This is a genomic window from Ahrensia sp. R2A130 (assembly GCF_000179775.1).
Lineage (GTDB): Bacteria > Pseudomonadota > Alphaproteobacteria > Rhizobiales > Rhizobiaceae > Pseudahrensia.
Genome location: NZ_AEEB01000021.1, coordinates 23,119 through 46,320, shown reverse-complemented (window position 1 = coordinate 46,320; position 23,202 = coordinate 23,119). Strand labels below are relative to the sequence as shown.

Genomic DNA, 23,202 nt, shown 5'->3' with positions numbered 1-23,202 from the left:
GCTGTCACTTTCGAAAGTCGGCAGCCGCACGATCGGGTCTTCCCTGATGTTAGCGCATAGGTCTCCGCTACCGCCCATTGCCCGCAATCGCACAAGCACGACCAATAAAAGCGACGACCACCTGATGCCGACTTCTCAAAGGCAAACCGCAAAACGGCAAGGCTAGTAAACTTCAAACCCGTCAAATTTCGAAATCCACGATGGGTGGGAAGCGACCATGATGTCGGTATAATCTGCAATGCCGCTCGCTGATTTCTGGTCAACCCATCGGAAGCATTTACAGTTGGAAAATATGTCATGCTGCCTCGCTAAGGTTGTCGCTGCGGCTGGTCTCAACCCATGCGTCGAGCCTCTGCGCCGAGTACAAATTCATGCTCACTCGGCCATCATTGGCGTAGGAAATCTCCGCACCGGGCCAGTCCATGGCGTCTCGGCAGCGGGCAATTGTGTCGAGAGCGGCGCGGGCCACCATCTCACCGCGAAGGATGTCTTCATCGGTAAGATCGACCACTTGGGTGTCAGCAACATCGCCGGTCGAAACGAACACAAACGTGAAGCTTTCAAACGGGATATCGAGAGCGGCGCATTGCAGTTTCAGCAGTCCGGCTTGCAGGTAGTATCCGAAGTCACAAATCGAATTGCTGATGAAGCGTTGCTCCATCTTGCCGACCGTTTTCAGATCCACATACATGCCCGGCACGGCCTCAGAGATCACGTCTGGGCGGCTTTTGAGCCATATTCCTGTTGTAGCGTCCTTGGACACCACCGTGCGCTCTACCTTGCCGTTTAGAATGCCTTGCTGAATGGCTGGATGCGTTCTGGCATCGTCATACATCCGCATGATTTGCGGGATCTGCTTAGGCTCAAGAACGGTCTTACTAGCCTTCTGCTGCTGGACCCTCCAATCACGCGATGCCTGCGTCTTCCAGTCAGCCCATTCATCAGGACGGACCGCATATTCAGAGCCGAAGTCACCGTCATTCAGAACTACGGTGTGGACACTCTTTCCGAAGTCCAGAGCGTCAGATGTCTTGCCTTCGATCCGGTTTGGGTTCGCAAGCCACTGCGCCCAGAACGCTTTCGGGTTGCCCTTCTCCGGCACGATATTCGCCAGTGAAGACTTGGACACCGATACGTCATCAAACAGGTACGGATTGGAATGGTATTGCGCCATCGGCAGGTTTCGCACCATGCCACCGGCAGTGATGTTTAGCCCGTCCCATGGGCGATCAAATACGGTCATATTAGCCTCTCATCAAAATCTTGTCGGCCCGCGCCATGTGCTCAACACGCAGTTGGTGCCGTTGCTTGGCTGCGTAAGCACCAAGGCTTTCAGTCATGGATTTCTTGCGCATGGCCTCAACTACAGACGACACACGGGTGCCGGGTGGGAGTTCTTCAAGGTCGGAAAGCGTGATGGTGATCGGAGTGCTCACGGGCTGGTCTCCTCTGGTGGGGTGGTGGCGGATAGGACGGCGAGAGCATACCGCACGTCGCCAACCGTCAGTTGTTTGACTGCAATCCTGCTGCCGGACGTAAGCGGAAAGTCATTAGGCAGCCGCGCAACGCCACTCAATCTGGCAAAAGCTGCGAACGGTTCCAGCGCTTCCCGCAGCCTCGCGTTATCCGCTTCCAGCTTGGGAAGGGTGTTGACGGCGGATGGATCGAAGTTCTGCGGAATGCAGGCCCAATGGGTCACTTCCCATTCGATCTTGCGAGTGAATGGCTCGTCATCCATGCCGGTGAACCATTCGCCGCCCGTTCGTTTCATTGCTATGCCGCCTCGCACCAAGACAGGTGCTCCCTTCGGAGCGGAACTAGCTGGCCGCCATGTTATCGTCGTCTCGAACGTGTCTGCGCTGTGCTCTGGCTTATCCATCCTGCTCACCCCCTTCCGCAGTCCATACGACCTTGAAGTCAGGTGCATCGGCAGGGCCGGTGATGTGGTAGAGGTGGGTGCGGTCGTCGGCGGCAATTGCCTCTGCCCGATCACGGCTGCTTTCGCTGGATGAAGCGCCATCGCCATCTAGGTTCACCCACAGGTCCACCGTCTCCGGCTCTACCCATGGGCCGATGATGTCGAAGATATTGCTTTCAGCGCACCTTCCATCGGAGAGGCAGTCTTTAGTTTCGTATTCCCAAACGTGGAAAAACGTCCACACTCCGTTCTCACCAGGGCCGTCTACTGCAATGGCTTGCTTGCCGTGCCGCGTCACCATTACCTGCCCCACATGGGTGATAAGAGGGGTCATGACTGGGCCTCGGCAAGGGTTTGCGGGCTTTGGCAACCGAAAAAATCATCGCCGATTGCCTCACCACCACAAATGAAAACCACAGCACCCATACCGGAGTTGAAGCCCCCGCACCCGCACTCTGGGCATTCGTGCCGACGCGCATCAATGATGCTCTGAAAGTTCGCAAACCTCTGTTGGTTCGCCACCATGCAAACAAGAAGCGCTGTTTCTTCATCGGCAGGCTCTACTCCGCCTAAGAATTGCCAATCGCTCATGACCGCGCTCCCAAGCTACGCTCAAGGCGACCGGAACCGGAGCCAGCGTCACCAAAGTTAGGTGATCTGCGTTTGGCTGTAGCGCGGGAAACCTCACGAACAGTCGCAACCGGCCCACCACTCCAAGGGCAACGTTCATCCGCTGCTTGTTCTGCCGCCATCACGGCATGATCGTTCGTAAACCAACGGCCATCATCGCGGTATTGATCGCCAACAGAACCGCGAATGCCGAAGTGAAACGGCGCAACAGCATCGAACCCGACGCGCTCATAAGTGCCGTCTTCGTGCATGGCGATAATCTGAAACCTATCACCGTCCGTCGCTTGTTTGGTGGCAAACTCGGTCGCCGCTTCCAGCTTATCGAACATTGCCGAGAATGCTCCATCCAGCGGCGTATCAAGGCGCTGTGCAAGATACTGCGTCTCGTAGCCAATACCGCCTTCTAGGGCGTCTATGGCGTTGTAGCGGGCAACTGGATTTAGGCTTGGGATGAAAGCCGGATGCTTCATCGCGGGGATTGCTTCGCCTGTGGTGGCGTCGAATTGAATGATGTTGCCGGTCATTAGGATTGCTCCGCTTCAAGTCTCTGCGATTTCTGGTTTTGGTGCGGACGCCATTTAGTTGCGTAAACCGGCAAGCCCGACGGGGCAGAAAAGGGCATTCCTGCGATTGCCAAAACGCCACGAAGCATGTCGCCTTCAGGGTCTGAGACGATATTCCAGCCGTTGCCGGACGAGACTTCACCCGGCATAATTTCAGCTTGATAATCGCCCCACGAAACGATGCGGTAATCTTCATCACCCATGGCCCCATTGGTGACTTCAATGATTGTGCCATCGGTTGGCGCAGTTTCTATCGATTTCCATTCGGTCATTTCGGGTATCTCCCTGAAGCATCCGGTTATCGGTCCGCAGTTCATCGCCCGACTAATGCCGTGGCTCCCTGCTGGGCCTGCTTGGCCCGATGATGGGGGTGAGGGTGGGTTAGGCGGGCATCTCAGGCGTCATGCCCAAGGTGCGAAGGGCGACGAAAACATTAGTGAAAGCATCAAACTGCCCTCGGCTAATCGTGACCTCATCAGAAGGATTTCGGCTGAAAACTTCGATACCCAACTCGCAGCAAGTGACTGCAACAGGGGCGCTGCCGACGCCGACATCGACGTATTCGTAAGGGTCACATCCGCAGTAAGGGCACTCGGTCATCTGTCTCATCCTCTCTGGCCCACGATCTGTAGGCTGGTGTTGTTGGGGTTAGGCGGCGATGTCTTCGCCGGAGCCGTAGCCGTAGCCGGAGCCGTAGCCGTAGCCGGAGCCGTCGCCGTAGCCGTAGCCGTAGCCGTCGCCGTAGCCGTCGCCGTAGCCGTAGCCGTAGCCGTACCCGGAGCCGTTGCCGTTGCCGTACCCGTTGCCGTTGCCGTACCCGTTGCCGGATTTCATCCAGCTATCGGCTTCACCTGTGATAAGGTCCGCCATTACGAACGACCCTGAACCGGCGCTTTCTTCCATGCTTTTACAGCTTCGGAAGACACAGCAAAAACAGCCGTCACATCGCGCAATTCGATCTTGGAAAGCGTGGCGCTTATCTTGGTATCGGCGTTTGGGCCAACATCACCCAAGCCAAACACACCGCCGATTTCGGAGGGCCAGTAGAGGCACATGCGAGCGTTCTTGAGCTTGATCGGGTTTTTCTTCGGGTTCTTCGTGTCGCCAAACACGACGCCACGATGGGCGGTGCAGACGATGACAGGCGTTTTCGACATTGGGGATAATCCTCTTGCTGGACCCACGATCTGTAGAGCGGGTTGCTCTGCGTCTTCGGTGGGCTGGTGAGGGATGTCGTACAGGCTGTACGATTAGGGCGCAAGGGAATTCGTGCAATTTGTACGAAAAAGATTGAAGCGATGGATTTTCGAGCCTAGAAGCGGAGAAGGCTCCACCCGATTCCTCGAATGAAGCCTTCATCTGGAAATGCTTTGCACGGCGTCCAGTGAGCGTATTTGTACCTCACCTCGTCTGAATTTCCAAGTGATGAACCGCGCCAACCAATCGCGCCACTTGAACAGACAAGGACAATGATGACCGACCCAGTTGAGACGCAAGACACCGCCACGAACATCGTGGCACTAGAGCAATACAGAGAGAAACGAACCGGCGACGACGCATCATGGCGGTTCAAAGTGGCAGAGATTGCCCTGACCGATGACCGCTTGCCGGTTGGTGCTAGGGCGCTCGTCTCGTTGATTGCCCTACGCTACGTCAACTCCGGTTCTGAAACGGCATGGCCTTCGCAGCCAACTTTGCAGGCATGTCTTGGCGTTTCATGCGTGAAGACCGTTCGCAGGCATATTCAAGCAGCAGTGAAGGTTGGGTATCTTGAGATCGTATCAAAGGGTGTCGGTCGTGACGCGACTGTCTACCGCCTTCGCATGATCCCTGTTGGTGAGGCGTCCGAAAAACTCAAAACTCGTTTAAAAAAAGCTCGCGGTGATGCCGTCGAACGCCGCTCAGATAAGCTCAAAACCGCTAAGCTGTCACATGCCAAGTGGACAGAAATGTCCCCTCTAGGGGGGGCACCAGTGTCCCCTCTGAGGGGACAACCATGCCCCCCACAACATCGGAGTAGAACATCGGAGGGAACATCGGAGGATGACGATAGTGGTTCTATGTATCAAATAGGCCTTGATAAGGGTGATGACGTTGTTCGTGGCACTAGGGTAAACATCCCGCATCACGTCAAAGCCCGTATTGAAACGGTTCTCAGGGAATGGGGTACTGTGATTTTTCCGCTCGCGGCTCGTTGCAAGCAGATATGCGAAATGGCCGAAGCTGAAAATTGGACGGCTGATCAGGTGGACGTTTTTATCATGGATGCTGCAAGCAAATTGCGCGGACGGCAGTGAAGCTACCGCTCTTTAACCCAATCAATTTTCGCAACCCATTCCACGATCTGATCTTCCATCGTTGGAAAAGCGGGATTGAAGCTGTCTAGGTTCCACAGTTCGTCTGTCGTGCCTCGTCTGAGTTTCTTTACGAGAATGCGACCGTTCGCCAGCTTCACCACGCATCGCTTGTTCAGCATTACGGATGGGTCGGTCACATTGTCTGAGTAATAGATTATCGCGCGATCTTCATAGACGGGAAACATGCTGTCGCCGTCCACTTCGAGAGCGCTTGTGTTCGCCGTCGCGTGCGGAGGAGCTTCCACGTAGTCCATGGGATGGTCATCATCGAAGACATATACCTCGGACCCGGCTCCAACCTTCCCTCGTAAGGGCACCTCACCTTGCAACGAGTTCTTGGTGTCCCCGTACAGTATCCAGGCGGCGGAAACTCCGAAGGCTTGGCCGTACACCTCAGCCATCTTCTTAGAGATTTCTCGATTGCCATTCTCGTTGCTGGTTAGTGTGTGCTGGTTGATCGTTCGGTGAGCACGCGCAGCATCGGCTGCTTTCGGGAAGCCGCCATCAATTCTAGCCCGCTGTAATCGGTCTTTAGGTTCCATCGCTTCAGTGTAGTCGATAAATTTCGTGCCGTTTGTACGATTTGGGGTTGATAGGTTGTCGTACAGCCTGTACGAATTCCCGTCATGAGCAATATTTCCAACATTCGAGACCTGATCGATCAATGGGACACCATCGTGGAGTTCCAGCACGATATGGGTCTTCCGTACGTCACGGCTCGCGCAATGCGTGTCCGTAACTCCGCAGCACCGAACCACTGGCCGAAGCTGGTCGAGGTGGCCGAGGCGAAGGGTATCGAGGGTGTAACCTTTGAGTGGTTGACCGGCCTTCGCAAAGCCAAATCAAAGGCTGCAGCATGAAGCGCTTCCGTTCCGTCAAAGACGCGATGAAGCTCGCGCAGACCGAAGGCCAGAAGCGCAAGCTGCGTCGTGAGGCAGAGTTCGGCCATCTTGCCAAAGCTTCGCCAGTGCAAGCCGCTGACGGCTCGTGGTCTGTCGGTGATCGTCATGGCCTGACCAACTCGCAAGCATGGTCCGAAGCAGAGCGCATGAACCGCAAGGCTATGGCTGACCCGTTGAACGGGGGCTTGTCCTAGCATGCAGATCATCACGGCCCACGAGCCAGCGTCCTTAGTGACCGTTGCGGCTTTTCCACCACTCGACGGCAAAGACAGCCCGATCTTCGGTTGTGACTTTACCGCGCTCTCGTCTGCACCATTCGGCGACATCTTCCGGTTCAAGGTCAATGAACTCAATCTTGGCTCCGACAGGGGCGCTGTTGAGCATTGCATCAAGAAGCTTCTGCCAGTCGGCGAAGGTGTCCGGCATATCATCGTCAAACAGGGCATGGGTTCGTTCATAGTTGTCCGCCGTCCATCGGATGATCGGGATGATGATGTCGTCGCTTCCATTGTCGTTCATTGGGTTTCCGAGCGGTTCGATTCCGTGGGTGAAGAGCCGACCACAAGCTGGACGACCGGTCCAGTTGCAGGTTCGGCATGACCCAGATCATCACGGCCCGCATAGACACAGACGGAAGCTGGATGGTTGTCGATGAGACGGCTTGTCTGGTTCTGGAAGCTGGTCTGACGAAAGAGCAAGCGCGTGAGGCTGTAGAGGCCCGCTCGTTGGTGTCTTGGGCATGTTGCGGTGAGTTTGGCGGGCAGGTTTCCGAACAGTGGGGGCATGCGTGATGCAAAACCTCCTGAACGGTCTTTCTGAGGCCAAGATCAAAGCATTCGCCAAGGTCTACAACGAGATTGCTGACAGCACTGGCGTTGTGACGAAGCCCGCATTGTTCTGGGCTTTGAACATCACTAGCCCTTCGTTTTCCGATCATGTTCGTCTTGCCAATCTGACTACGCAGGCGTGGAAGTTTGGGCTGCTGCGGTATCCAATGCGGGGTGCTGCGTGATGAGCGAACCAATTATCGGGGCGTTTTTCATTCTCGTGATTGCCGTTCTGCTCTCAGCAACGGTGCTGCGATCATGACTGCCCTTTCCATCACGAAACATCAGTTTCCAGCAGGGCGTTCGCGTTCGGCATTGCGGGGCAACCCTCGCGTAAGTGCCAGTCGTGTTCGCGTTTACCCCGCAGTGCGTCTTTCATCCTGCTGGATGAGCCGGACGGGCGCACAGAGGCAAGTACGACTACCCAGTTCACCGTGTAGTGCCGCGCCTTCAAGGACCAGACGACATCCCCGCCGCTCACGCACCTTTCTAGCGTGTTTGGGTCGTGCCCAGTCCGGCTCATTTCTTACCACGGTCATGACGACCGCTGGTCAGGAACGCATTCATTTTCCGCCGCTCCGCCTGGAGGTCGATCACGACCCCATCGGCAGCATGGCGGACGTGTCGAAGGCCTTCTGGTCTTCGCGCATCCTTCCTCCCCACGGCATCAGCGGTCAGGTCAGTAACGGTCGCTGGTGTCTTGGGGGGAGGTAGTTTTCGGGTCGGCATTTCAGTCACTCCATCAAGGTTTCGTTTGGGTCTGTTGCAAGACCGATTGAACCAGAGACGGAGGGCAATGTGCCTACCAAACGTAGCAAGACCTCTACCAATTCAGGAGAGGCAGGAGAGAGAAATATGTCGGCAACAGCAGACATTGATGAAAGCCGGAGCCTCATTCGTGAGGCGTTTCCGGTCACCAAGCACGGGAAGGCGGTGAACAGTTGGTTCGTTGCCGCCCGCAAGCTTGGTTTGAACACTGTCGGTAGAGCGGAGTGCATCTGGAAAGGTAGCGCTCGACGCATCGACGCATGGGAAATGGACGCGCTGCGAGCGGCGGCGATCAAACAGCGAGAACGGGACAGAGATGAAGCAGACAGACGTATTCAAGCGCTCCGGCGCGGGGCTGAAACACGACTTGCGAGTATGGGCAGCAGCACTGCTGGTTAAGGCGTCATTCGGTCCCCTTTGGTGCGGTGAAGCGCTGATTGCCCTTTCAGATTGGATCAACCCAGAAGGATCGAAACGATGACCGAAGCCACATCAGGCCACAACAGCCTAGAAATGAGCCCAGACGAGCAGCACGCACTTCTAATGGATTACGCCCGCAAAGAGGTGAAATTCCAAGAGCGATTGGACGTCATCAAAGACGAGCGGAAATCAGACCGCGCTATCGCCAAGGCAGACGGCTTCACGATGGAGCAGTTGGACTTCGCTTACAAAACGCTGACCTCCGAAGATCAGAGCGTTCAGGTTGCCAGCACGCAGAACCGCGTCAACATCCTGCAGGGCATGTCGGTGTTGCCGAAGGGCCAAGCCGATCTATTCGCAGAGCGTCGGGATGCAGCAGAGCGCCAGTATGACGAGGGCTTTGCTGACGCATTGGCCGGCAGAGATGCGCCCGGTGCCGATGAACAGCGAAAATTGACTGGCTGGATGGCCGGTCGTGATCTTCGTGCATCTGCTTTCAAGAAGCGTGAGGCGGCATCGCCAGAGGCGCAGGAAGCCGACAACGAGATCATTCCATCCGACACGGGCGACTTCGACGCGCCTTTGAGCGTCTGAGGGCAGGGCGATGGCATTGATCTACGGCGTTGACCCCAGCAAATCGACTGGCGTTGCCATCTTCGACACGGACAAGCCCCGTTCGGCTATTCGCGTAGAGACGTTGAAGATAGAGGGCGGGCTGCTTGGCGATCTACCCAAGTCGATTTCTAAAAACATGTATCGGCTCTTCAGGAAGCACGGGAAGCCAGACTTCATGTGCATCGAACAACCGATCCTTCAAAATTTAGGCGGTGTTAATAGCCTCATTATCGCCAACCAGATATTTGGTTCACTTATGGGTCAATGCCCCATGTTTGGCGTGAATGACGCTGTTCTAGCCCCACAGTCGTGGCGGGTGGCATTGTTCGAAAGCAGTAGCCGCCGGTACTTGTACGAGCGTTTGTTGGGCTCTGAGGCAGGTCGCAAACGTCTAAATGATATTCAAATCAAGATGATCCACAAGGCGGCTCGTGGAATGAATGTGGATATTGATAACGCATCCATTGGCGTTCCGAAGTTGGACCAGATGTCTGGCAACGACAAAAAGACAAAGGATGCATGGAGCGCGTGGTGGCGGCAAGAGTGGAAGCGCCGCGCTAAAGATTTTTGCCGCGACGAGAATGTCGAAATCAAGAACGATGACGAAGCTGATGCTGTCTGCATAGCCGTCGCAGCTTCCAAAACCCAAGCCTTCCGCATGATGGAAACGCAGAGGATGGCAGCGTGAGCGGGCCTCTCTTCGATTGGCCGTTCGGCGAACTGTCCCCGCAGTCTTTTGATCTTATCGTGGCCGATCCGCCATGGGCTTTCGAGAACTTCTCTGAGGCTGGCGAAGGCAAGAACGCAAAAGCCCACTACCAGTGCATGTCTTTGGCGGACATCTCCGCTTTGCCGGTGATGGATCTCGCATCCGAGAACTGCCTGCTTTGGCTTTGGGCTACAAACCCGATGATACCGCAGGCATTGGACGTTATGGCGGCATGGGGCTTCACTTTCAAAACCAGCGGCGTCTGGCACAAGAAAACCGTTCACGGAAAGACGGCTTTCGGGACCGGCTACATCTTCCGCAGCGCAAGCGAGCCGATCCTGATCGGGACACGCGGCGAACCGAAAACAACCCGCAGCACCCGTTCTGTTATCGAAGCGCCAGTGCGAGAGCACAGCCGTAAACCAGACGAGGCATTTTCCGTGGCGGAATCGCTTATGCCAAACGCCCGCAGGCTGGAACTATTCAGCAGGCAGAGCCGTGATGGTTGGCAAACGTGGGGCGACCAATCCGCAAAATTTGATGAGGTGGCAGCTTGAGCAAGCGTGAACAGCCATCTTCGGAAGAACACCTGCGCGAGGCTATGGCTGCATTGGCTATGGAAACGGGCGACTACGGTGAGATGCGTGAGAAAGTTTTGATCTTGGCGAACGCTTTGGTCGAACTTGAGGAATGCGCCTATCGTTGGAAGTACATTAAAGACTTTGCTTACACGGGGCAGCGCGAAGAAGACGCGGCCAAGTTGCCAGAGCATCTGTACGAAAAAGCCTGCACGAAAGCCGCTGCGCCGACGGTTGCACGTCCGGCCAAATGGACACCAAATCTCCACGAGGCGTACGACGAGGCTGATGGCCAGCAACCGGCACCCCAAAAGCCCATAGAAGACAAGGCTTCCGAACAGGAAATTGAGCCAAAACCGGCCACCCCAATGGCCACCAAGCCCGTACTGGACGTCACCACCTCAAAACCCATAACGAAAATGGCTTCCGAGCCTGAAAAGGTCGTTAAGAGCACCACCCATATAAGCACGCCGGAGCGCAAAGAACGCGAGCCTGTCCACGGTTACGGTGATCGCACGAAACAGATTGCAGACGCCGTTGATGAATGGGGCGGCGCAGACAAGTGGGTGAAGAAAACCTATGGCGAGTTGTGCGCGAAGCTGGACGTATTGCAACCGCACCTTGCCGAAATCATATCAACGGCAGAGCGGGCGAACAGCATCCGCAAGGCGCGTTCAATGTCCGGCCTATCACGCGGCAACTGGTTCACGACAAACCCCGATCTGCCAGAGCCGGATTTTGACAAGCTGAACGCCGAAATGAAGGCGAAGGCGAACCCGTCAAAGCCAGTGCAGCAGCCTGTAAGATCGGAACAGCCCACAGCACCCGCGCCCATCAAACCCCGCAAGGAACGCGAGAAGTCAGCATCGCTGATGAAGGAAAGCGCAATCGTTGTGTCAGCAGCGAACGGCAATCCGGCAGTGATGGCGCAGCTTCGCGAACGCGTCATCAAATACCACGAGCGCACCGGCAAAAGCACATTCTCTTTCGACGTTCTGGCTATCTGCACTGCCATGAGAACTACGGACGCATCGCTTCGCGCATCGGCAATGATGCTGGACGGAAGCGATGGCACCAAAGGCGTCACTGCCACGCTGCCGGAAGGCAAACCCAACGCAATTTCATTCGAGGTTTCACGATGAGCGCATCACCAGACGACATGGCTAAAGCCCTACAAAAGCTGATTGACTGCGTTTCTTTCGACGTAAACGGCGTGATGGGAAAAGGCGGAAATGGCGGACTTACATCTACGGAAACTGTTCGTGCTGCTGACGAGGCGCGTGTGTTGCTTTGGCGCTATGCGCGGGAGCAAGGTAAGTGAGCCGCATAGACGCCCACGAACTCGCCCGCCTGAAAGCTGACACGCCGATCTCCGAAATCATCGGCAGGCATGTCAATTTCTGCCCAAAGAAGTCTCAACCTGCGAAGGGTGATTTTTGGGCAAATTGCGTATTTCACGGTGAGAAAAGCCCATCACTTCACGTAGTTGATCAGGGCAAAAACTTCTTTCACTGCTTTTCGTGCGGCGCGAAGGGCGATGCGATCACGTTCCTGCAAGAGCATTTGGGCTTATCGTTCATGGATGCTGCAAAGGAATTGGGCGCAGACCCTGACCGCGAGCTAACAGACGACGAAAAACGTGCGTGGGCCAAGCAGAAAGCCGCACAGGAGGCCAAACAGGCCGAAGCCGCCCAAACACACCAGCAAGAGCAACAAGCCTCTACAGCGAACGCTATGGGTGTTTGGGGTGAGGCGCTCAAACTGGCGCAAACCGAAGCCTCCGCATACCTGCGAGGCCGTGGGCTAGGCTTTGACCGCGATATGCCAACGCTGCGGTATCATCCGGCCACATGGTGCGCTCCGATAAACAGCAAGGCACCGGCTTTGATTGCTCTCGTGCAGGCTGCGGACCGGAAGCCTATCGCTATCTGGAGAATATTTCTCAACGGTTCAGGCAGCGCTCTTACCGGTGACGATGGTCGCAAAATCAAGATGGGTCTCGGCCCTGCATCTGGTGGAATGGTTCGCCTGTCCAAGCCCGGTTCTGTCCTCAACGTTGGGGAAGGTCTCGAAAGCACAATCGCTGCCATGCGGATAACCGATCCTGATGGGGATTGGGGATGGGGCGCAACGCTCTCCACTTCCGGCATGACGGGACTGGTTTTCCCAGAAGTTGAAGCACCGGCAAAGCTACAAGGCGTAGAAATTTGGGCCGATGGTGATCCACACCGCTTCCACCCCAATCAAGACAAGATCGTTGGAGCACCCGGTGAGGTCGCAGCCAATTCATTGCGGGACAAAGCACTAGCAGCCGGTCTGTTGGCGAAGGTGCATCTGCCGCCTGAAGGAAGCGATTGGGCGTCGATCTGGATGACAACAAAGGACGTAGCATAATGGCTTCGCACCCCGAAATCGAACGCCTGATAGTCGGTGCCATCCTGCTGAAACCGTCACAGCTTGACACCGTACAAGATCGCCTTCTGCCCCGCATGTTCACCAGCCATGTGTTCGGTGATCTCTACGGCTGCATTTGTGACCTTGCCTATCGTGGCATGGAAGTGACCAAAGCTGCTGTCCTGTTCCAGGCGACAGATGACTATGACGGCGAGAAAGCTGAAGCGGTTGTGTCTGCCAGCATTCATGCAGCTTCATCGCAAGCAGATGCGCCTCCATTAGCTCAATACGCGAAACAGATGATCGACGCATATCAACGCCGTGAACTGGTGAAAGCGGTTGAGGAAAGCGGGAAAGAGCTACGCGCCAAGGCCAAGCCAGCCGATGAGATAATTGGGGCCATGCAGGGCCAGTTGGATGAGATCATGGCTGTTGGTGGGGCGTCACCTATCGCACGGTCGGATAATCCAGGCGCTGCAATCTTCGACGCCATGGCGAAGGCCCATCAGGAGGGTGTGAAAGAAGGCATTCCGCTTCCGTTGAAGGAAATGGAAGATGTGATGTCGGTCAAATCCGTTCCTGCTGGTCGGTTGAACGGGCTGCTTTCATCATCGGGTGAGGGGAAAACCTCGCTCACCATGCAAATCCTGTTGGCTGCTGCGGAGGCAGGGCATCCGGTCTGTCTGTTCAGCTACGACCAATCCGAGAAAGAATGCGTGCATCAGATGATCGCGCAGAAATACGGCATCACCACCATCCGCCAAGAGGCCGGTGATCTTGGAATAAAGGAATGGGATCAGGTTAAAGAGTTTACCGATTGGTACAGCGCCAGCCGTTTCCATGTGGTCCAGTGCGGCAGAGAGACGGTAGGCCAACTGGTTCGCATGTGTGGGGCATTTCAGCGGCGCTATGGGGTGTCTAAGCCCACGTTGTTCGCCTTCGACCACATCGGCAAAATCCAAACAGACAGCAAGAAGGATCAGGACGCCGGTTCAAGGGCAGGGGAGATCGCCCGCGAGTTGAAAGCCTTCATGCGGACCAACAACGCGGCCGGGCTAGTTCTGCAGCAACGCAACGGTTTCGGGATGCGACGGGATAATCCGCGGCCGATCTCGCAAGACCTGTTTGGTGGCGAAGGTGCCAAAGCTGATTTCGATTGCATCATCTATCTGTATCGCCGCGAGAAGTACCGCAACGAGCGTTCATCCATATCATCGGCAGCTAACGATGAAGAGAAACTAACCCGCATTTTTGGCAGCGCCGAAGCTGTAAAGGGGAAGGCCGAACTTGGTGTGATCAAGAACCGGTTTGGGCAGGAAAGCAGGCGTTCAAGCCTCACGTTCGATGCTCCGTTCACTCGATACGTCTCCGAGGCCACCACTGCTGATCAGGAGCACATGTTTTGAGCGCTCCACAGCAGCATACAAGAAAGGAAATCCAATGAATGACAATGGAATAGACGCTCGCAAACCTGCAGCTCGGTTGGCGGAATACTATTGGGCTATGTCATCCGTCTTTGAAGATGCACGGTTGTCATTCGTTCCGGATGAAGAGAAATGGGAACAACGACTGCGGGATATACCCCACGAATACTGCAGTAATTGCGATAGATTTATCGTGTCTGGGGATGCTTATTACCCGCACCCTGTGGGGATGTTAAGTGCTGAGATCAGTTGTGAAAAATGCCCGCCGACCGTCGATGAATTTCTGGAAAATTTTAAGTATTTTCTAGCCCCGGATCATTTGCCGTTCACTCGCGAAACGGCGGTTTCTCATGCTGCAAGCATGGGGTGCACCAATGGCGAGCAGAAAATCTCAGCCTGGTTCTGTCTGGCATGAATACCAATCAAGATCAGCAACACGACCGCCGCTACCGCTACGCCGTAACACCCCGTTCTGGTGGCTGGCACGCCTACATAGGTGGAATGGCAACAGACGACATGGAGCCGGTCCGTAAGGGCGGTGTGGACGTTCTATTCCCAAGCGAGGCCAGAGCGCTTCGTGGGGCAATGGATGTGCTCTTGATGAAGGTCCAGCAGGACATCGTTTCGCATCGTGACGCCATCGACGGTCTCGGCCTCAAGCGCCCCAGCCCACTCCAAGAATTAAGCCGCGTATTCAGCACCGAAGATGCAGAGCGCGTTTATCACAAGCCGGGCAAATCTGTTCCGGTTGTTCGTAAAAGACGGAAGGAAACCACCAGATGAGCACAGCAGTAGCGACAAAGAGCATCCATCCGAAGGAAGGCTTCAACGCTATTCCGGCAGGGTATGGTCTCGATTATATCAAGCGCCGTCACAGCGACCGTCTAGCTGAACAGGTTGCCAGACAACTCCGGCTTAAGCGAATGAAGGAACAGCAAGAAACCCAACGTAGGGAACTGGCGGCGAAGCAGGCCCAGCGTGAAATCCAACGCCAAAAAGAAGCATCCAACCGGAACTTTGCGTCGGGGCTGAGATGGCAACGTCTTTTAGCGAAGGTTGCTGATAAGCATGAACTGACGGTTGATGACATGCTTGGCCCCCGCAGATTTGTCGAAATCGCGAGGGCCAGACAGGAATTTTATTACCGCGCCACAGATGAGCTAGGGGCCAGCCAGCCGCAAATAGGCAGATGGGTGGGACGGGACCACACAAGCGTGCTTCATGGCATTCGTAAACACGCCATGTTGAATGACCTTCCTGTTCTATCCGGTGCCGTTACAGCCAAGATGAAGGCGCGAATTGCCGGAGCAAGAGCCAAAACGGATGCAAAAGCAACTGTGCAGTTCAATCATGCTAAGGCGTTGGTCGGCGTCGAAGCCATCATCAACGAAGTTGCCGCGAAGTCGATCTTCACCAAGGCCGCTATCTTCTGCATCGGTGAAAGCGCAACACGCGCAGAGCGGGCAATTCTACGTGGCGAAATGGTCTATCGCGCTCGAATAGAGTTCGGTGCTTCCAGCAAATGGATTGACCGACACACATGCATCACGAGTGCAAGCTACTGCGTCGAGTTAATGCGGCGCTATTGCAGCTATTCCGGCAAGCCGCTTCCCGATGGCATGAAACCTTCCGATCAGGCGTACTGATGGCTGATCTACGTCGCATAGCCGAGACATGCGGCATCACGATCATGCCGAAGAAGGCCAACCATCCATCTTCGCTTGATCCAAAACAGACCTATTCCAGAGGCACCATCAAGACGATTGCCGGTTTACATGGAGAGGACCACATCGTTTTCGTCCTCACGTCCATTATAAGCGCCACACAGAACGAAACGCAGCTTTATGGCGTAACCATACGCGCAATCTCTCTTTGGCTCTTAGACGGCGGATATGACGAGCGGGACACGCAGGTCATCAAAGGCCTCATGTCCACGATCTACCTAAGCAGCCTACGAGAGCAGGTCAGGGCGTGCTCCTATCCGGAACAACCACTGCGCATGGCCGACAGGCTCACCCAACTTTTACAGAACCAACAGGAATGGATGGTCGCATGATTGGCCCGGTGTCACAAATTTCCAGAGCGCAATTGGCAAAAGAACTGGAGCAGATAGCAGGCATGGTTGGGAAAGGTGAAATTGGGACAACGCTGGCATCCCGCGAGCGGATTGCCGCTTTGACGAGAAGGGCCGCAAAGATTGTGCGCCATTCTAAAGTTAAGGCCAAACGGAACTATGTTCAGAAAATAGGAATTCCAGCATGACGACACCGACATGGGAAACAATGCGCGAATGGTGCCTCCAATCGGCCAAAACAGCTGAACGGATGCCAAAACCCAAGGGACCGGCACAACCATCAACCGCATGGCCTGCCTTTCCTGATGACCATTTCGTATGGCGTGGAATGAAAGTGGGCTGGTCCGGCTATTCGGCAGACACCACCCCCAAGGTCCGCAGACCCCCGCCATCACCTCAAGACATTGCCGATATGGAGCGCTTCATCGACCTAGTGAACTCACTCCCATCCGAGCGCGATCGCAAAGCAATCTACATGCATGGCGACTTGAGGACCAAGAAAGGCCGCTCAGTAGCAGGATATTGCCGTTCAACAGGGACAAATCACGGGAATTATAACCGCGTCTTGCAAGCTACATTCCAAACACTTGCCCAGCAGTCAACGGTTGTAGGTTTGCTGCCGTCTAAATCAGCGGTTGCAATCACCCAGCATTCCGGTGCTAAAACGTCATCATCGGCACAGGTTGAGCGAACATATAATCTCTACGAGAGCGCACTCACCGGTGACACCAGAACAACCGAAGAAAAGACCGCAAGCCGTGAAGCCCTGATCGCAGAAGCGAGACAGCGCCGAGATGAGCATATGCGGGAAAAAGATAGGGAAGCCGTAGCCGAAGGCCGGTGAACCTACCGCAAGGGGCCGTAGGCTTCATGGCAATGGATGATGTTGCAATCGCCATATGCCACCGTTGCGGGGAAAATTCAAATCAAGAGGATCGTGCATTGGCTGACAACGTAGAAAAGCTCTATCCAGCCAACGCATCCGACAACCCAGACAACGTGCTCGAACAGGCCATAGGCCAGTATCAGGACGTGTTCGTCATTGGTTGGGATAAAGACGGCGAGATGGATGTTCGCAGTTCTTCTGCCTTGGCAGACGGTGGAGACATTCTCTGGCTGATCGAGAAGTTCAAGAGCAACCTGCTGAACGGTGAATACGAGGGCTGACCCTCAAAACCATCCGCAAAATATCAATTAATGAGACTTTCCCATGGGTGAGTAACCGCCCGATAGGCCGAAAAGTACCATTTTTTGATAACGTGAACCGAATTTATTGCGTTTTCTTATCAACAGCTTGGGATTTAAAAAACGTTTTCATGCAAGCAGGACCGGGAAGACCAAAGGGGACACGCAACAATCCTTTCAAAGACATGCTGATGGCTCAGCTAAAGGATGAGAATGGTGACCTAACCAAACTTCGAGAAATTGCTGACGTGGCGATTGAGAAGGCCATTGGTGGCGATATGCAGGCCATTCAATTTGTTGCCGACCGAACCGATGGGAAACCCGCTCAAGCCGTAACAGGCAAAGACGGTGGGCCAGTGCAGTTGGCGTTCTTCGATCCAGCCAAGCTTCAAGACTTACCCGACGAGGAGTTGTCCGCCCTTGAACGTGCCGCTGACACAATCGGCCTTTCGCTCGGCCATCCAAGCGGAGAAGCAGAGGAGACAGAGGCAAGCTGAGTTCGATGATGCCGTCCAGAACGACGGCGCTTCACTCGCCTCATTCGTAAAAGCTGCATGGCATGTGGTGGAGCCGGGAACGCCCTTGAAATGGGGATGGGCCATGGACGCCATCTGCGAGCATCTCGAAGCGGTCACGCGAGGTGAAATTCTGCGCCTGCTGACCAACGTGCCGCCCGGCATGTCGAAGTCATTGTTGCACGGGGTTTTCTGGCCAGCATGGGAGTGGGGTCCACAAGGTCTTGCTCACCACCGGTTTTTGGGAACGTCACATTCTGGCCCGTTGGCTGTTCGTGACAACCTGAAATGTAAGCGTCTGATTGAAAGCGAATGGTACTCGGAACGCTGGAATGTTCGCCTCACCGGTGATCAGCGGGCCAAGACCAAGTTCGAAAACACAGCCACGGGCTTTCGCGAGGCCATGCCTTTCACCAGCCTGACCGGCTCGCGTGGGCACCGGGTGATCGTGGATGACCCTTTGTCAGTGGATGATGCAGGGTCTGATACGGTTCGCGCCAGTGTGAACAGCACCTTTCGTGAGAGTGTCACCACTCGACTGAACGATCCCGAAACATCAGCCATCGTCGTGATTATGCAGAGACTGCACGAGAACGATGTGTCCGGCATGATCTTGGCGAAAGACTTCGGTTACGAGCACCTGATGCTCCCGATGGAATTCGAGCCTGAAAGACGCTGCACTACATCAATCGGCTTTACAGACCCGCGCACTGAAAATGGGGAACTGCTGTTTCCAGAACGCTTCCCATGCGAGGTGGTGGAGCGGGACAAGTCCACAATGGGCTCATATTCGGTTGCTGGTCAGTTCCAGCAGCGTCCGGCACCGCGTGATGGTGGGATGTTCAAGCGGGAATGGTTCAAGATCGTCCGCGCTGCGCCTGCTGGCACCGTGTGGATACGTGGGTGGGACTTGGCCGCATCGACCGGCGAGAAAAGCGCATACACGGCTGGTGTGAAGATTGGTCGGGCACCAGACGGGCGGTTTTACATCGCAGACAGCACCAGAGGTCAGCTATCGGCCAACGGTGCTGAAATGCTGATTACCGGCACGGCAACCCAAGATGGAACGGATGTTCGCATTTCAATCCCGCAAGACCCCGGTCAAGCAGGGAAGATGCAGGCGCAATATTACGTCCGGCAGTTGGCTGGGTTCAATGTCAGAACCTCACCAGAGGGGCCGAAGAAGGAAGCGCGTGCGGAGCCGCTATCGGCACAGGCCGAAGCCGGAAACGTAATGCTGATCGAAGGCCAATGGAACGAAGAGTTTCTGGACGAGATGTGCAACTTCCCCAACGGGACGTTCAAGGATCAGGTGGACGCGGCAACGCGGGCCTTCAACGAATTGCTGGCTCCGGTTTCATCCGGCCCAAGCTTTGGCAGATACGGATACGGATAGGCCAGGAGGCTTCAAATGGCAGAAGCCAAACCTGACACGCCGTCCCTTTCCACGCTGGAAATGCTGCCTGATTGGCAGTTGATCCGCGATGTGCGGTCGGGAACAACAGGCATGCGGTCAGCGGGTGAACTTTACCTGCCGAAATTCATCGATGAGAGCGATGCCGCCTACAAGGTTCGGGTGTCGCAAACGCCGTTCACCGCGCATTACGAGGATGCCTGCCGCGCTATAGTTGGCAAGCCGTTCTCCAAAGAGGTCACGCTGCAAGGCCAGCAGGAAGGCGAGGTCGATCTATCCGCCGATGCGAAAGCGTGGGCGGAAGATGTCGATCTGGCCGGCAACAATTTGCACGTGTTTGCGGAGAGCGCGTTTGACGAAGCTGTCCATCTGGGCGGCGTATTTATTCTGGTGGATTATCCGCAGGCAGGCGAGACGGTGACAACCGTCGCCGACCAGCGGGCTACTGGAGCACGGCCCTTCGCCCGGTTGATCCCGATAGATGCGATGCTGGCCGTGCATGATGAAAGCATTGGTGGCGTGAGGCGGATAACATCTGCCCGCTGGCGTGATGATGAAATCGTGCAGGACGGTTTTGATGAAACTGTCGTGCCCCGTGTTCGCCATATGGAGCGACAGGAGGACGGCACGGTTACGCTGACGGTGTATGAGAGCGACGGCAAGGAATGGTCGGAAAACACCGATCTATCGGCTGTTTTGACAATTCCGCAGGTTCCAATCCTGCCGTTCATTCTAGGGCGTTCCGATAAAGGGCGTTATGCTGCCCGCCCGACCATGCTGGACGTGGCGCACGCGCAAGTGGAGCACTACCAGCACGGCGGTCGCATTACTTCGATCTTCGAAATGGCCGGTTTCCCGATGCTTCAGGGTGAGGGGATGGACGCGCCGACGGCTGATGGTCCCGATGGGGGCAAGATACCTGCCGCCGTTCCTGTTGGGCCGCGTGCTGTGCTGTTTACGGGCGCAGCCGCCGGTGACGCCAAGGCAGGAAAATGGTCCTATGTGGAGCCGACAGGCACCATCGTAGACAAGGCGCTAGATTATTTGGCCACTATTGAACAGACGATCCGAACAATGGCGCTGCAACCTTCCATGCCGTCGAAGGGCATGCAGAACATGGCTGCCACCACTTCGGCGGTGAACGCAAGCCGCGCCCATTCAGTGCTGCAATCGTGGGCCATCCGTCTCAAGGACGCCTTGGAACAGATGTTCGTTCTGTTTGAAATGTGGGAAGGCCGCAATGACAGCGCTGTCGAGGTCTACGTCAACACCGACTTCGCCACGGAAATGCTGTTCGACAGCGATCCGCAGGACATTTTGAGCGCCGTATCGCTCGGCTACATCACGCTGGAAACCTATTTCGACGAGATGATGCGCCGTGGGAAGCTGGGGCCGCAATTCGACAAGGCGCGGGAAATCAAGACCCTGCAGGATAGAGGGCTGCTGGCTGGTGGTGAGGCGCTGTGAGCAATGTGATCCCGCTGGGCAATGTGACATCGCTTGATATACCCACTGACCGCGTTCTGGAAAATGCCAAGGGCACTTGCTCTGATGGTGTCGTGGTCATGGGGTTCGATGATGATGGCGTACTGTATTTCGCATCATCGATTGCCGATGGTGGTGAAGTTCTGTGGCTCATGGAGAAATGCAAGGCTGCACTGTTAGACGCGGGCGATTGAACCGTGCCTCTCACAGCTGAGGAAGCCTACGGCCTTATCGTTCTGCATGGCATCGACCTGGAGCGCTACGGCAAGACTGTGGTGCGCGAAGTCGTATCCATACTGGAAACCACGCAGACCGATATCGAGGCACGGCTGAACGGGTCATATCCCGATCAGGACAATCTTCGATCTGCCGACAGCCTGCGATTGCGCGGGGTGCTTGAGCAAATCAACACGTTGCAGGTTTCTGCCAACGCAGCGCTGACCGATGTGATTGTGACGGGAATCGTGACGGCTGCAAGCGATGAGGCTGCATTCGTCAATCGTTTGGGTGCCGGTTCGGTGCAGGCAAGCGCCAATATGGCAGGTGTGTCAGAAGCGCAACTGATCGCAGCGGCAACGCGCAACCCTTTCGAGGGCAAGCTGCTGAAAGACTACGCCTCTGAGCTGGGGGCAAACTGGCGCAACAGAACACGGGCACAAATAGTCACGGGCTACATGCAGGGTGAGCCATCGCAGGCTATCCAGCGGCGGTTGCGTAACACAGTGGAGATTTCGAAGCGCGGGGCTGATCTGGTGGTTCGCACCGGCGTCACGCATTTGAACGTGCAGGCCACGAGGATACACGCGGAGCAGAACCTCTCGCTTTTTCCCCGCTATCAGTGGGTTTCCACGCTGGACAGCCGCACATCGCCGGTTTGTCGTGCGCGGGCGGGTAAGATATACGAAACCGGCAAAGGTCCGGTGCCACCTGCGCACTACAGGTGCAGGTCGCGTATTTTGAACCTTGCCGAAGGAATGGACGAAGCGCCGGAACTGGATTACGGTTCATGGCTTGAAGGCCAGAGCGCGGAAACGCAGAACGACATTCTCGGCCCAACCCGGCGTAAGCTGTGGAAGCGTGGTGAAGTGAAGCTTGATCGGTTTGTTGACCGAAGCGGTAACCAACTGACGCTGGACGATTTGAAGAAACGCAACGCCAAGGCATTTGAGAGGGCGGGGATCTGAGTAAACCGCCACATCGCCTGTCTGTCGTTTCATCCAACGTAGAGCCCAAGCCCGAAACAGTGTCCTACGAGGGCGTAGAGCTTACCGGACGCCCGATTGCCCGCACGATGCACACATGCCGCCCCTGTGGCTGCTCTGTGCTGATTGAGGCATATATCGCGCCGTTTATCGACGACCACACCGGCGAACTTGTGCCGCAGGACAAGAAACTTTGCTGCGCCAAGTGTCTGACACCATTTTTCACCGTGCCTGAATAGGCAACGGACACCATCGGCTCCCCATAGCGGGGGCTGGTCGCGAACGGCGTGATGCCTTCGCACACCGCACGGCGTGATGCCTGCACACATCCCGGATGCGTGATGCACCGGACACCCAACGGAACATTATCATGGATTGGCTTCTCGCCCGCCCGGACCTCGCTGAGGTACCGGAACAATTTCACGCGCTCTATTCCCGCGAAGGGGATGAGGGCGACTTCACGCTCGACCCGTCCATTGCTGGGCTGGTCAATGATCGTGCCACCCTCAACCGCACGGTTGCCGCTGTCCGCAAGGAACGCGACGAGGCGAAAGCCACCAATGGAGCATTGAAGGCGGCTGGTTTTGAGAATGTGGACGCCGTGACGGCCCGCATTACCGAACTGGAAGAACAGGCCACCAAAGGCGCAAACGCTGACGAGATCGTCGCCAAGCGCCTTGCAGAGGTCAATGAGAAGCATGCCCGTGAACTGGCTGCCAAGGATGAAAGCCTGTCGAAAGCCACCACCCGTCTCAATGACGAGCTGATGGGGCGACAGGTTTCCGAAGCCATCACTGCCACCAATGCCGTACCGGAAGCGCTGCGCCCGATCCTTCGGGAGCGCCTGCGTATCGTTGAAGAGGACGGAAAGCAGATCGTGCAGGCCATCGGAGACGATGGTGAGCCTGTCTACGGCAGTGACGGCAAGCCCATGGGGGCCAAGGCATTCGCTGAAAAGCTGCGTGCCGAGGAAACCTACGGTTTCGCCTTCAAGGCCGATCCGAAATCCGGCGGCGGCGGCACAGGGAACAACCCGGCCAAAGGCGGCGGCGGTCCAAATCCCTTCGTGGTGAAAGACGGCCAGCGTCCGAACATGACGTTGATCGGCCAAGCCCTGAAAGACAATCCCGCGCGTGCAAAAGCACAAGCTGCTGCCGCGAACTTCGATCTCTCGCCATTTCTCGGCGCTGAGTAAGCCAAGGCAACGTCCGGTCGGGCGGTG

General features: G+C 55.9%; 40 protein-coding genes. 29 read left to right on the top strand and 11 right to left on the bottom strand.

The features are described from left to right. Positions 1-295 precede the first annotated feature (295 nt). The 4 genes from R2A130_RS13375 to R2A130_RS13360 all read right to left on the bottom strand — a co-directional run bounded on the left by R2A130_RS13375 (position 296) and on the right by R2A130_RS13360 (position 2,252). Positions 296-1,243, bottom strand: a complete 948-nt coding sequence (locus R2A130_RS13375; protein ID WP_009465044.1) for a PD-(D/E)XK nuclease-like domain-containing protein — start codon at positions 1,241-1,243, stop codon at positions 296-298. Between the two features lies 1 nt (position 1,244). Continuing rightward, positions 1,245-1,436 (bottom strand): hypothetical protein, encoded by a 192-nt coding sequence (locus R2A130_RS13370; RefSeq protein WP_009465043.1) that lies wholly within the window; start codon positions 1,434-1,436, stop codon positions 1,245-1,247. Then, positions 1,433-1,771, bottom strand: a complete 339-nt coding sequence (locus tag R2A130_RS13365) for a hypothetical protein (RefSeq protein WP_009465042.1) — start codon at positions 1,769-1,771, stop codon at positions 1,433-1,435. Before R2A130_RS13365 ends, R2A130_RS13370 begins: the two co-directional genes overlap by 4 nt. 100 nt (positions 1,772-1,871) lie before the next feature. Continuing rightward, positions 1,872-2,252 (bottom strand): hypothetical protein, encoded by a 381-nt coding sequence (locus tag R2A130_RS13360; protein WP_040306042.1) that lies wholly within the window; start codon positions 2,250-2,252, stop codon positions 1,872-1,874. A 29-nt stretch (positions 2,253-2,281) separates the two neighbouring features. Here R2A130_RS13360 and R2A130_RS13355 point away from each other — a divergent pair, with 29 nt between their 5' ends. Further along, the gene (locus R2A130_RS13355) at positions 2,282-2,491 is read left to right on the top strand and encodes a hypothetical protein (protein ID WP_040306041.1); all 210 of its coding nucleotides are present in this window, start codon (positions 2,282-2,284) and stop codon (positions 2,489-2,491) included. A 14-nt stretch (positions 2,492-2,505) separates the two neighbouring features. On the opposite strand, the gene R2A130_RS13350 is transcribed toward R2A130_RS13355, so the two are convergent. From R2A130_RS13350 to R2A130_RS13330, 5 genes are all read right to left on the bottom strand, one after another. Continuing rightward, entirely contained in the window at positions 2,506-3,072 is a 567-nt protein-coding gene (locus tag R2A130_RS13350; RefSeq protein ID WP_009465039.1) for a hypothetical protein, read from the bottom strand. Further along, the gene (locus R2A130_RS13345; RefSeq protein ID WP_009465038.1) at positions 3,072-3,383 is read right to left on the bottom strand and encodes a hypothetical protein; all 312 of its coding nucleotides are present in this window, start codon (positions 3,381-3,383) and stop codon (positions 3,072-3,074) included. The genes R2A130_RS13350 and R2A130_RS13345 overlap by 1 nt, the downstream gene beginning before the upstream one ends. 109 nt (positions 3,384-3,492) lie before the next feature. Beyond that, positions 3,493-3,711, bottom strand: coding sequence for a hypothetical protein (locus tag R2A130_RS18535; protein WP_009465037.1), 219 nt, complete (start codon positions 3,709-3,711; stop codon positions 3,493-3,495). 48 nt (positions 3,712-3,759) lie between these two features. Beyond that, positions 3,760-3,981 carry a hypothetical protein gene (locus R2A130_RS18715; RefSeq protein WP_050786161.1) on the bottom strand — a complete coding sequence of 74 codons (222 nt, stop codon included), beginning with the start codon at positions 3,979-3,981 and terminating at the stop codon, positions 3,760-3,762. After that, positions 3,981-4,268 carry a hypothetical protein gene (locus tag R2A130_RS13330; RefSeq protein ID WP_009465035.1) on the bottom strand — a complete coding sequence of 96 codons (288 nt, stop codon included), beginning with the start codon at positions 4,266-4,268 and terminating at the stop codon, positions 3,981-3,983. Before R2A130_RS13330 ends, R2A130_RS18715 begins: the two co-directional genes overlap by 1 nt. A gap of 312 nt (positions 4,269-4,580) precedes the next feature. On the opposite strand from R2A130_RS13330, the gene R2A130_RS13325 reads away from it, so the two are divergent. Beyond that, on the top strand, positions 4,581-5,408 hold the full coding sequence (locus tag R2A130_RS13325) for a helix-turn-helix domain-containing protein (protein ID WP_009465034.1): 828 nt from the start codon (positions 4,581-4,583) through the stop codon (positions 5,406-5,408). Positions 5,409-5,410: 2 nt separating this feature from the next. Here the strand turns inward: R2A130_RS13325 and R2A130_RS13320 are convergent, their stop codons facing one another. Continuing rightward, positions 5,411-6,133, bottom strand: a complete 723-nt coding sequence (locus R2A130_RS13320; protein ID WP_211098053.1) for a S24 family peptidase — start codon at positions 6,131-6,133, stop codon at positions 5,411-5,413. On the opposite strand from R2A130_RS13320, the gene R2A130_RS13315 reads away from it, so the two are divergent. Genes R2A130_RS13315 through R2A130_RS13295 form a run of 5 tightly spaced genes read left to right on the top strand, consistent with a single transcriptional unit; the run spans position 6,095 to position 7,382 of the window. Next, positions 6,095-6,328: a hypothetical protein gene (locus tag R2A130_RS13315; RefSeq protein ID WP_009465032.1), complete on the top strand. Its 234-nt coding sequence runs from the start codon at positions 6,095-6,097 to the stop codon at positions 6,326-6,328. The genes R2A130_RS13320 and R2A130_RS13315 overlap by 39 nt on opposite strands. Then, entirely contained in the window at positions 6,325-6,564 is a 240-nt protein-coding gene (locus tag R2A130_RS13310; protein ID WP_009465031.1) for a hypothetical protein, read from the top strand. The genes R2A130_RS13315 and R2A130_RS13310 overlap by 4 nt, the downstream gene beginning before the upstream one ends. Position 6,565: 1 nt before the next feature. Continuing rightward, positions 6,566-6,970 carry a hypothetical protein gene (locus R2A130_RS13305; RefSeq protein ID WP_009465030.1) on the top strand — a complete coding sequence of 135 codons (405 nt, stop codon included), beginning with the start codon at positions 6,566-6,568 and terminating at the stop codon, positions 6,968-6,970. Continuing rightward, positions 6,967-7,161, top strand: a complete 195-nt coding sequence (locus R2A130_RS13300) for a hypothetical protein (protein WP_040306040.1) — start codon at positions 6,967-6,969, stop codon at positions 7,159-7,161. The genes R2A130_RS13305 and R2A130_RS13300 overlap by 4 nt, the downstream gene beginning before the upstream one ends. Then, complete coding sequence (locus tag R2A130_RS13295) at positions 7,161-7,382, top strand: hypothetical protein (RefSeq protein WP_009465028.1); 222 nt, start codon at positions 7,161-7,163, stop codon at positions 7,380-7,382. Before R2A130_RS13300 ends, R2A130_RS13295 begins: the two co-directional genes overlap by 1 nt. A gap of 89 nt (positions 7,383-7,471) precedes the next feature. Here the strand turns inward: R2A130_RS13295 and R2A130_RS18525 are convergent, their stop codons facing one another. Beyond that, positions 7,472-7,678 (bottom strand): hypothetical protein, encoded by a 207-nt coding sequence (locus R2A130_RS18525; RefSeq protein WP_009465026.1) that lies wholly within the window; start codon positions 7,676-7,678, stop codon positions 7,472-7,474. A gap of 374 nt (positions 7,679-8,052) precedes the next feature. Here R2A130_RS18525 and R2A130_RS13285 point away from each other — a divergent pair, with 374 nt between their 5' ends. From R2A130_RS13285 to R2A130_RS17720, 22 genes are all read left to right on the top strand, one after another. After that, complete coding sequence (locus tag R2A130_RS13285; RefSeq protein WP_009465025.1) at positions 8,053-8,364, top strand: hypothetical protein; 312 nt, start codon at positions 8,053-8,055, stop codon at positions 8,362-8,364. 78 nt (positions 8,365-8,442) lie between these two features. Continuing rightward, positions 8,443-8,979, top strand: a complete 537-nt coding sequence (locus R2A130_RS13280) for a hypothetical protein (RefSeq protein WP_009465024.1) — start codon at positions 8,443-8,445, stop codon at positions 8,977-8,979. Between the two features lie 10 nt (positions 8,980-8,989). Next, complete coding sequence (locus R2A130_RS13275) at positions 8,990-9,688, top strand: hypothetical protein (protein WP_009465023.1); 699 nt, start codon at positions 8,990-8,992, stop codon at positions 9,686-9,688. Further along, the gene (locus R2A130_RS13270; RefSeq protein WP_009465022.1) at positions 9,685-10,266 is read left to right on the top strand and encodes an MT-A70 family methyltransferase; all 582 of its coding nucleotides are present in this window, start codon (positions 9,685-9,687) and stop codon (positions 10,264-10,266) included. Before R2A130_RS13275 ends, R2A130_RS13270 begins: the two co-directional genes overlap by 4 nt. Beyond that, entirely contained in the window at positions 10,263-11,429 is a 1,167-nt protein-coding gene (locus tag R2A130_RS13265; protein ID WP_040306036.1) for a hypothetical protein, read from the top strand. The genes R2A130_RS13270 and R2A130_RS13265 overlap by 4 nt, the downstream gene beginning before the upstream one ends. Then, positions 11,426-11,608 (top strand): hypothetical protein, encoded by a 183-nt coding sequence (locus tag R2A130_RS13260; RefSeq protein ID WP_009465020.1) that lies wholly within the window; start codon positions 11,426-11,428, stop codon positions 11,606-11,608. Before R2A130_RS13265 ends, R2A130_RS13260 begins: the two co-directional genes overlap by 4 nt. Further along, positions 11,605-12,681, top strand: coding sequence for a CHC2 zinc finger domain-containing protein (locus R2A130_RS17725; RefSeq protein ID WP_009465019.1), 1,077 nt, complete (start codon positions 11,605-11,607; stop codon positions 12,679-12,681). Before R2A130_RS13260 ends, R2A130_RS17725 begins: the two co-directional genes overlap by 4 nt. Continuing rightward, complete coding sequence (locus R2A130_RS13250) at positions 12,681-14,087, top strand: DnaB-like helicase C-terminal domain-containing protein (protein WP_009465018.1); 1,407 nt, start codon at positions 12,681-12,683, stop codon at positions 14,085-14,087. The genes R2A130_RS17725 and R2A130_RS13250 overlap by 1 nt, the downstream gene beginning before the upstream one ends. 34 nt (positions 14,088-14,121) lie before the next feature. After that, a complete protein-coding gene (locus tag R2A130_RS13245; RefSeq protein ID WP_040306035.1) occupies positions 14,122-14,520 on the top strand; it encodes a hypothetical protein in 399 nt (132 codons plus the stop codon). Then, a complete protein-coding gene (locus R2A130_RS13240) occupies positions 14,517-14,888 on the top strand; it encodes a hypothetical protein (RefSeq protein WP_040306034.1) in 372 nt (123 codons plus the stop codon). The genes R2A130_RS13245 and R2A130_RS13240 overlap by 4 nt, the downstream gene beginning before the upstream one ends. Continuing rightward, entirely contained in the window at positions 14,885-15,751 is an 867-nt protein-coding gene (locus R2A130_RS13235) for a helix-turn-helix domain-containing protein (RefSeq protein ID WP_009465016.1), read from the top strand. The genes R2A130_RS13240 and R2A130_RS13235 overlap by 4 nt, the downstream gene beginning before the upstream one ends. Next, a complete protein-coding gene (locus R2A130_RS13230; RefSeq protein WP_009465015.1) occupies positions 15,751-16,161 on the top strand; it encodes a hypothetical protein in 411 nt (136 codons plus the stop codon). Before R2A130_RS13235 ends, R2A130_RS13230 begins: the two co-directional genes overlap by 1 nt. Continuing rightward, entirely contained in the window at positions 16,146-16,367 is a 222-nt protein-coding gene (locus tag R2A130_RS13225; RefSeq protein ID WP_156798535.1) for a hypothetical protein, read from the top strand. The genes R2A130_RS13230 and R2A130_RS13225 overlap by 16 nt, the downstream gene beginning before the upstream one ends. Continuing rightward, the gene (locus R2A130_RS13220; RefSeq protein ID WP_009465013.1) at positions 16,364-17,023 is read left to right on the top strand and encodes a hypothetical protein; all 660 of its coding nucleotides are present in this window, start codon (positions 16,364-16,366) and stop codon (positions 17,021-17,023) included. Before R2A130_RS13225 ends, R2A130_RS13220 begins: the two co-directional genes overlap by 4 nt. Positions 17,024-17,121: 98 nt before the next feature. Beyond that, a complete protein-coding gene (locus R2A130_RS13215) occupies positions 17,122-17,346 on the top strand; it encodes a hypothetical protein (RefSeq protein ID WP_040306059.1) in 225 nt (74 codons plus the stop codon). Positions 17,347-17,393: 47 nt separating this feature from the next. Further along, a complete protein-coding gene (locus tag R2A130_RS13210; protein ID WP_156798534.1) occupies positions 17,394-17,861 on the top strand; it encodes a hypothetical protein in 468 nt (155 codons plus the stop codon). A gap of 103 nt (positions 17,862-17,964) precedes the next feature. After that, on the top strand, positions 17,965-19,275 hold the full coding sequence (gene terL, locus R2A130_RS13205; RefSeq protein ID WP_050786159.1) for a phage terminase large subunit: 1,311 nt from the start codon (positions 17,965-17,967) through the stop codon (positions 19,273-19,275). A gap of 15 nt (positions 19,276-19,290) precedes the next feature. Next, complete coding sequence (locus tag R2A130_RS13200) at positions 19,291-20,760, top strand: DUF4055 domain-containing protein (RefSeq protein ID WP_009465009.1); 1,470 nt, start codon at positions 19,291-19,293, stop codon at positions 20,758-20,760. Beyond that, the gene (locus R2A130_RS13195; RefSeq protein WP_040306027.1) at positions 20,757-20,972 is read left to right on the top strand and encodes a hypothetical protein; all 216 of its coding nucleotides are present in this window, start codon (positions 20,757-20,759) and stop codon (positions 20,970-20,972) included. Before R2A130_RS13200 ends, R2A130_RS13195 begins: the two co-directional genes overlap by 4 nt. A 3-nt stretch (positions 20,973-20,975) precedes the next feature. After that, positions 20,976-21,962: a minor capsid protein gene (locus R2A130_RS13190; protein ID WP_009465007.1), complete on the top strand. Its 987-nt coding sequence runs from the start codon at positions 20,976-20,978 to the stop codon at positions 21,960-21,962. A 59-nt stretch (positions 21,963-22,021) separates the two neighbouring features. Next, entirely contained in the window at positions 22,022-22,219 is a 198-nt protein-coding gene (locus R2A130_RS18520; protein WP_156798533.1) for a hypothetical protein, read from the top strand. A 131-nt stretch (positions 22,220-22,350) separates the two neighbouring features. After that, positions 22,351-23,175, top strand: coding sequence for a hypothetical protein (locus R2A130_RS17720; protein WP_009465005.1), 825 nt, complete (start codon positions 22,351-22,353; stop codon positions 23,173-23,175). The last annotated feature ends 27 nt before the right edge of the window (positions 23,176-23,202 follow it).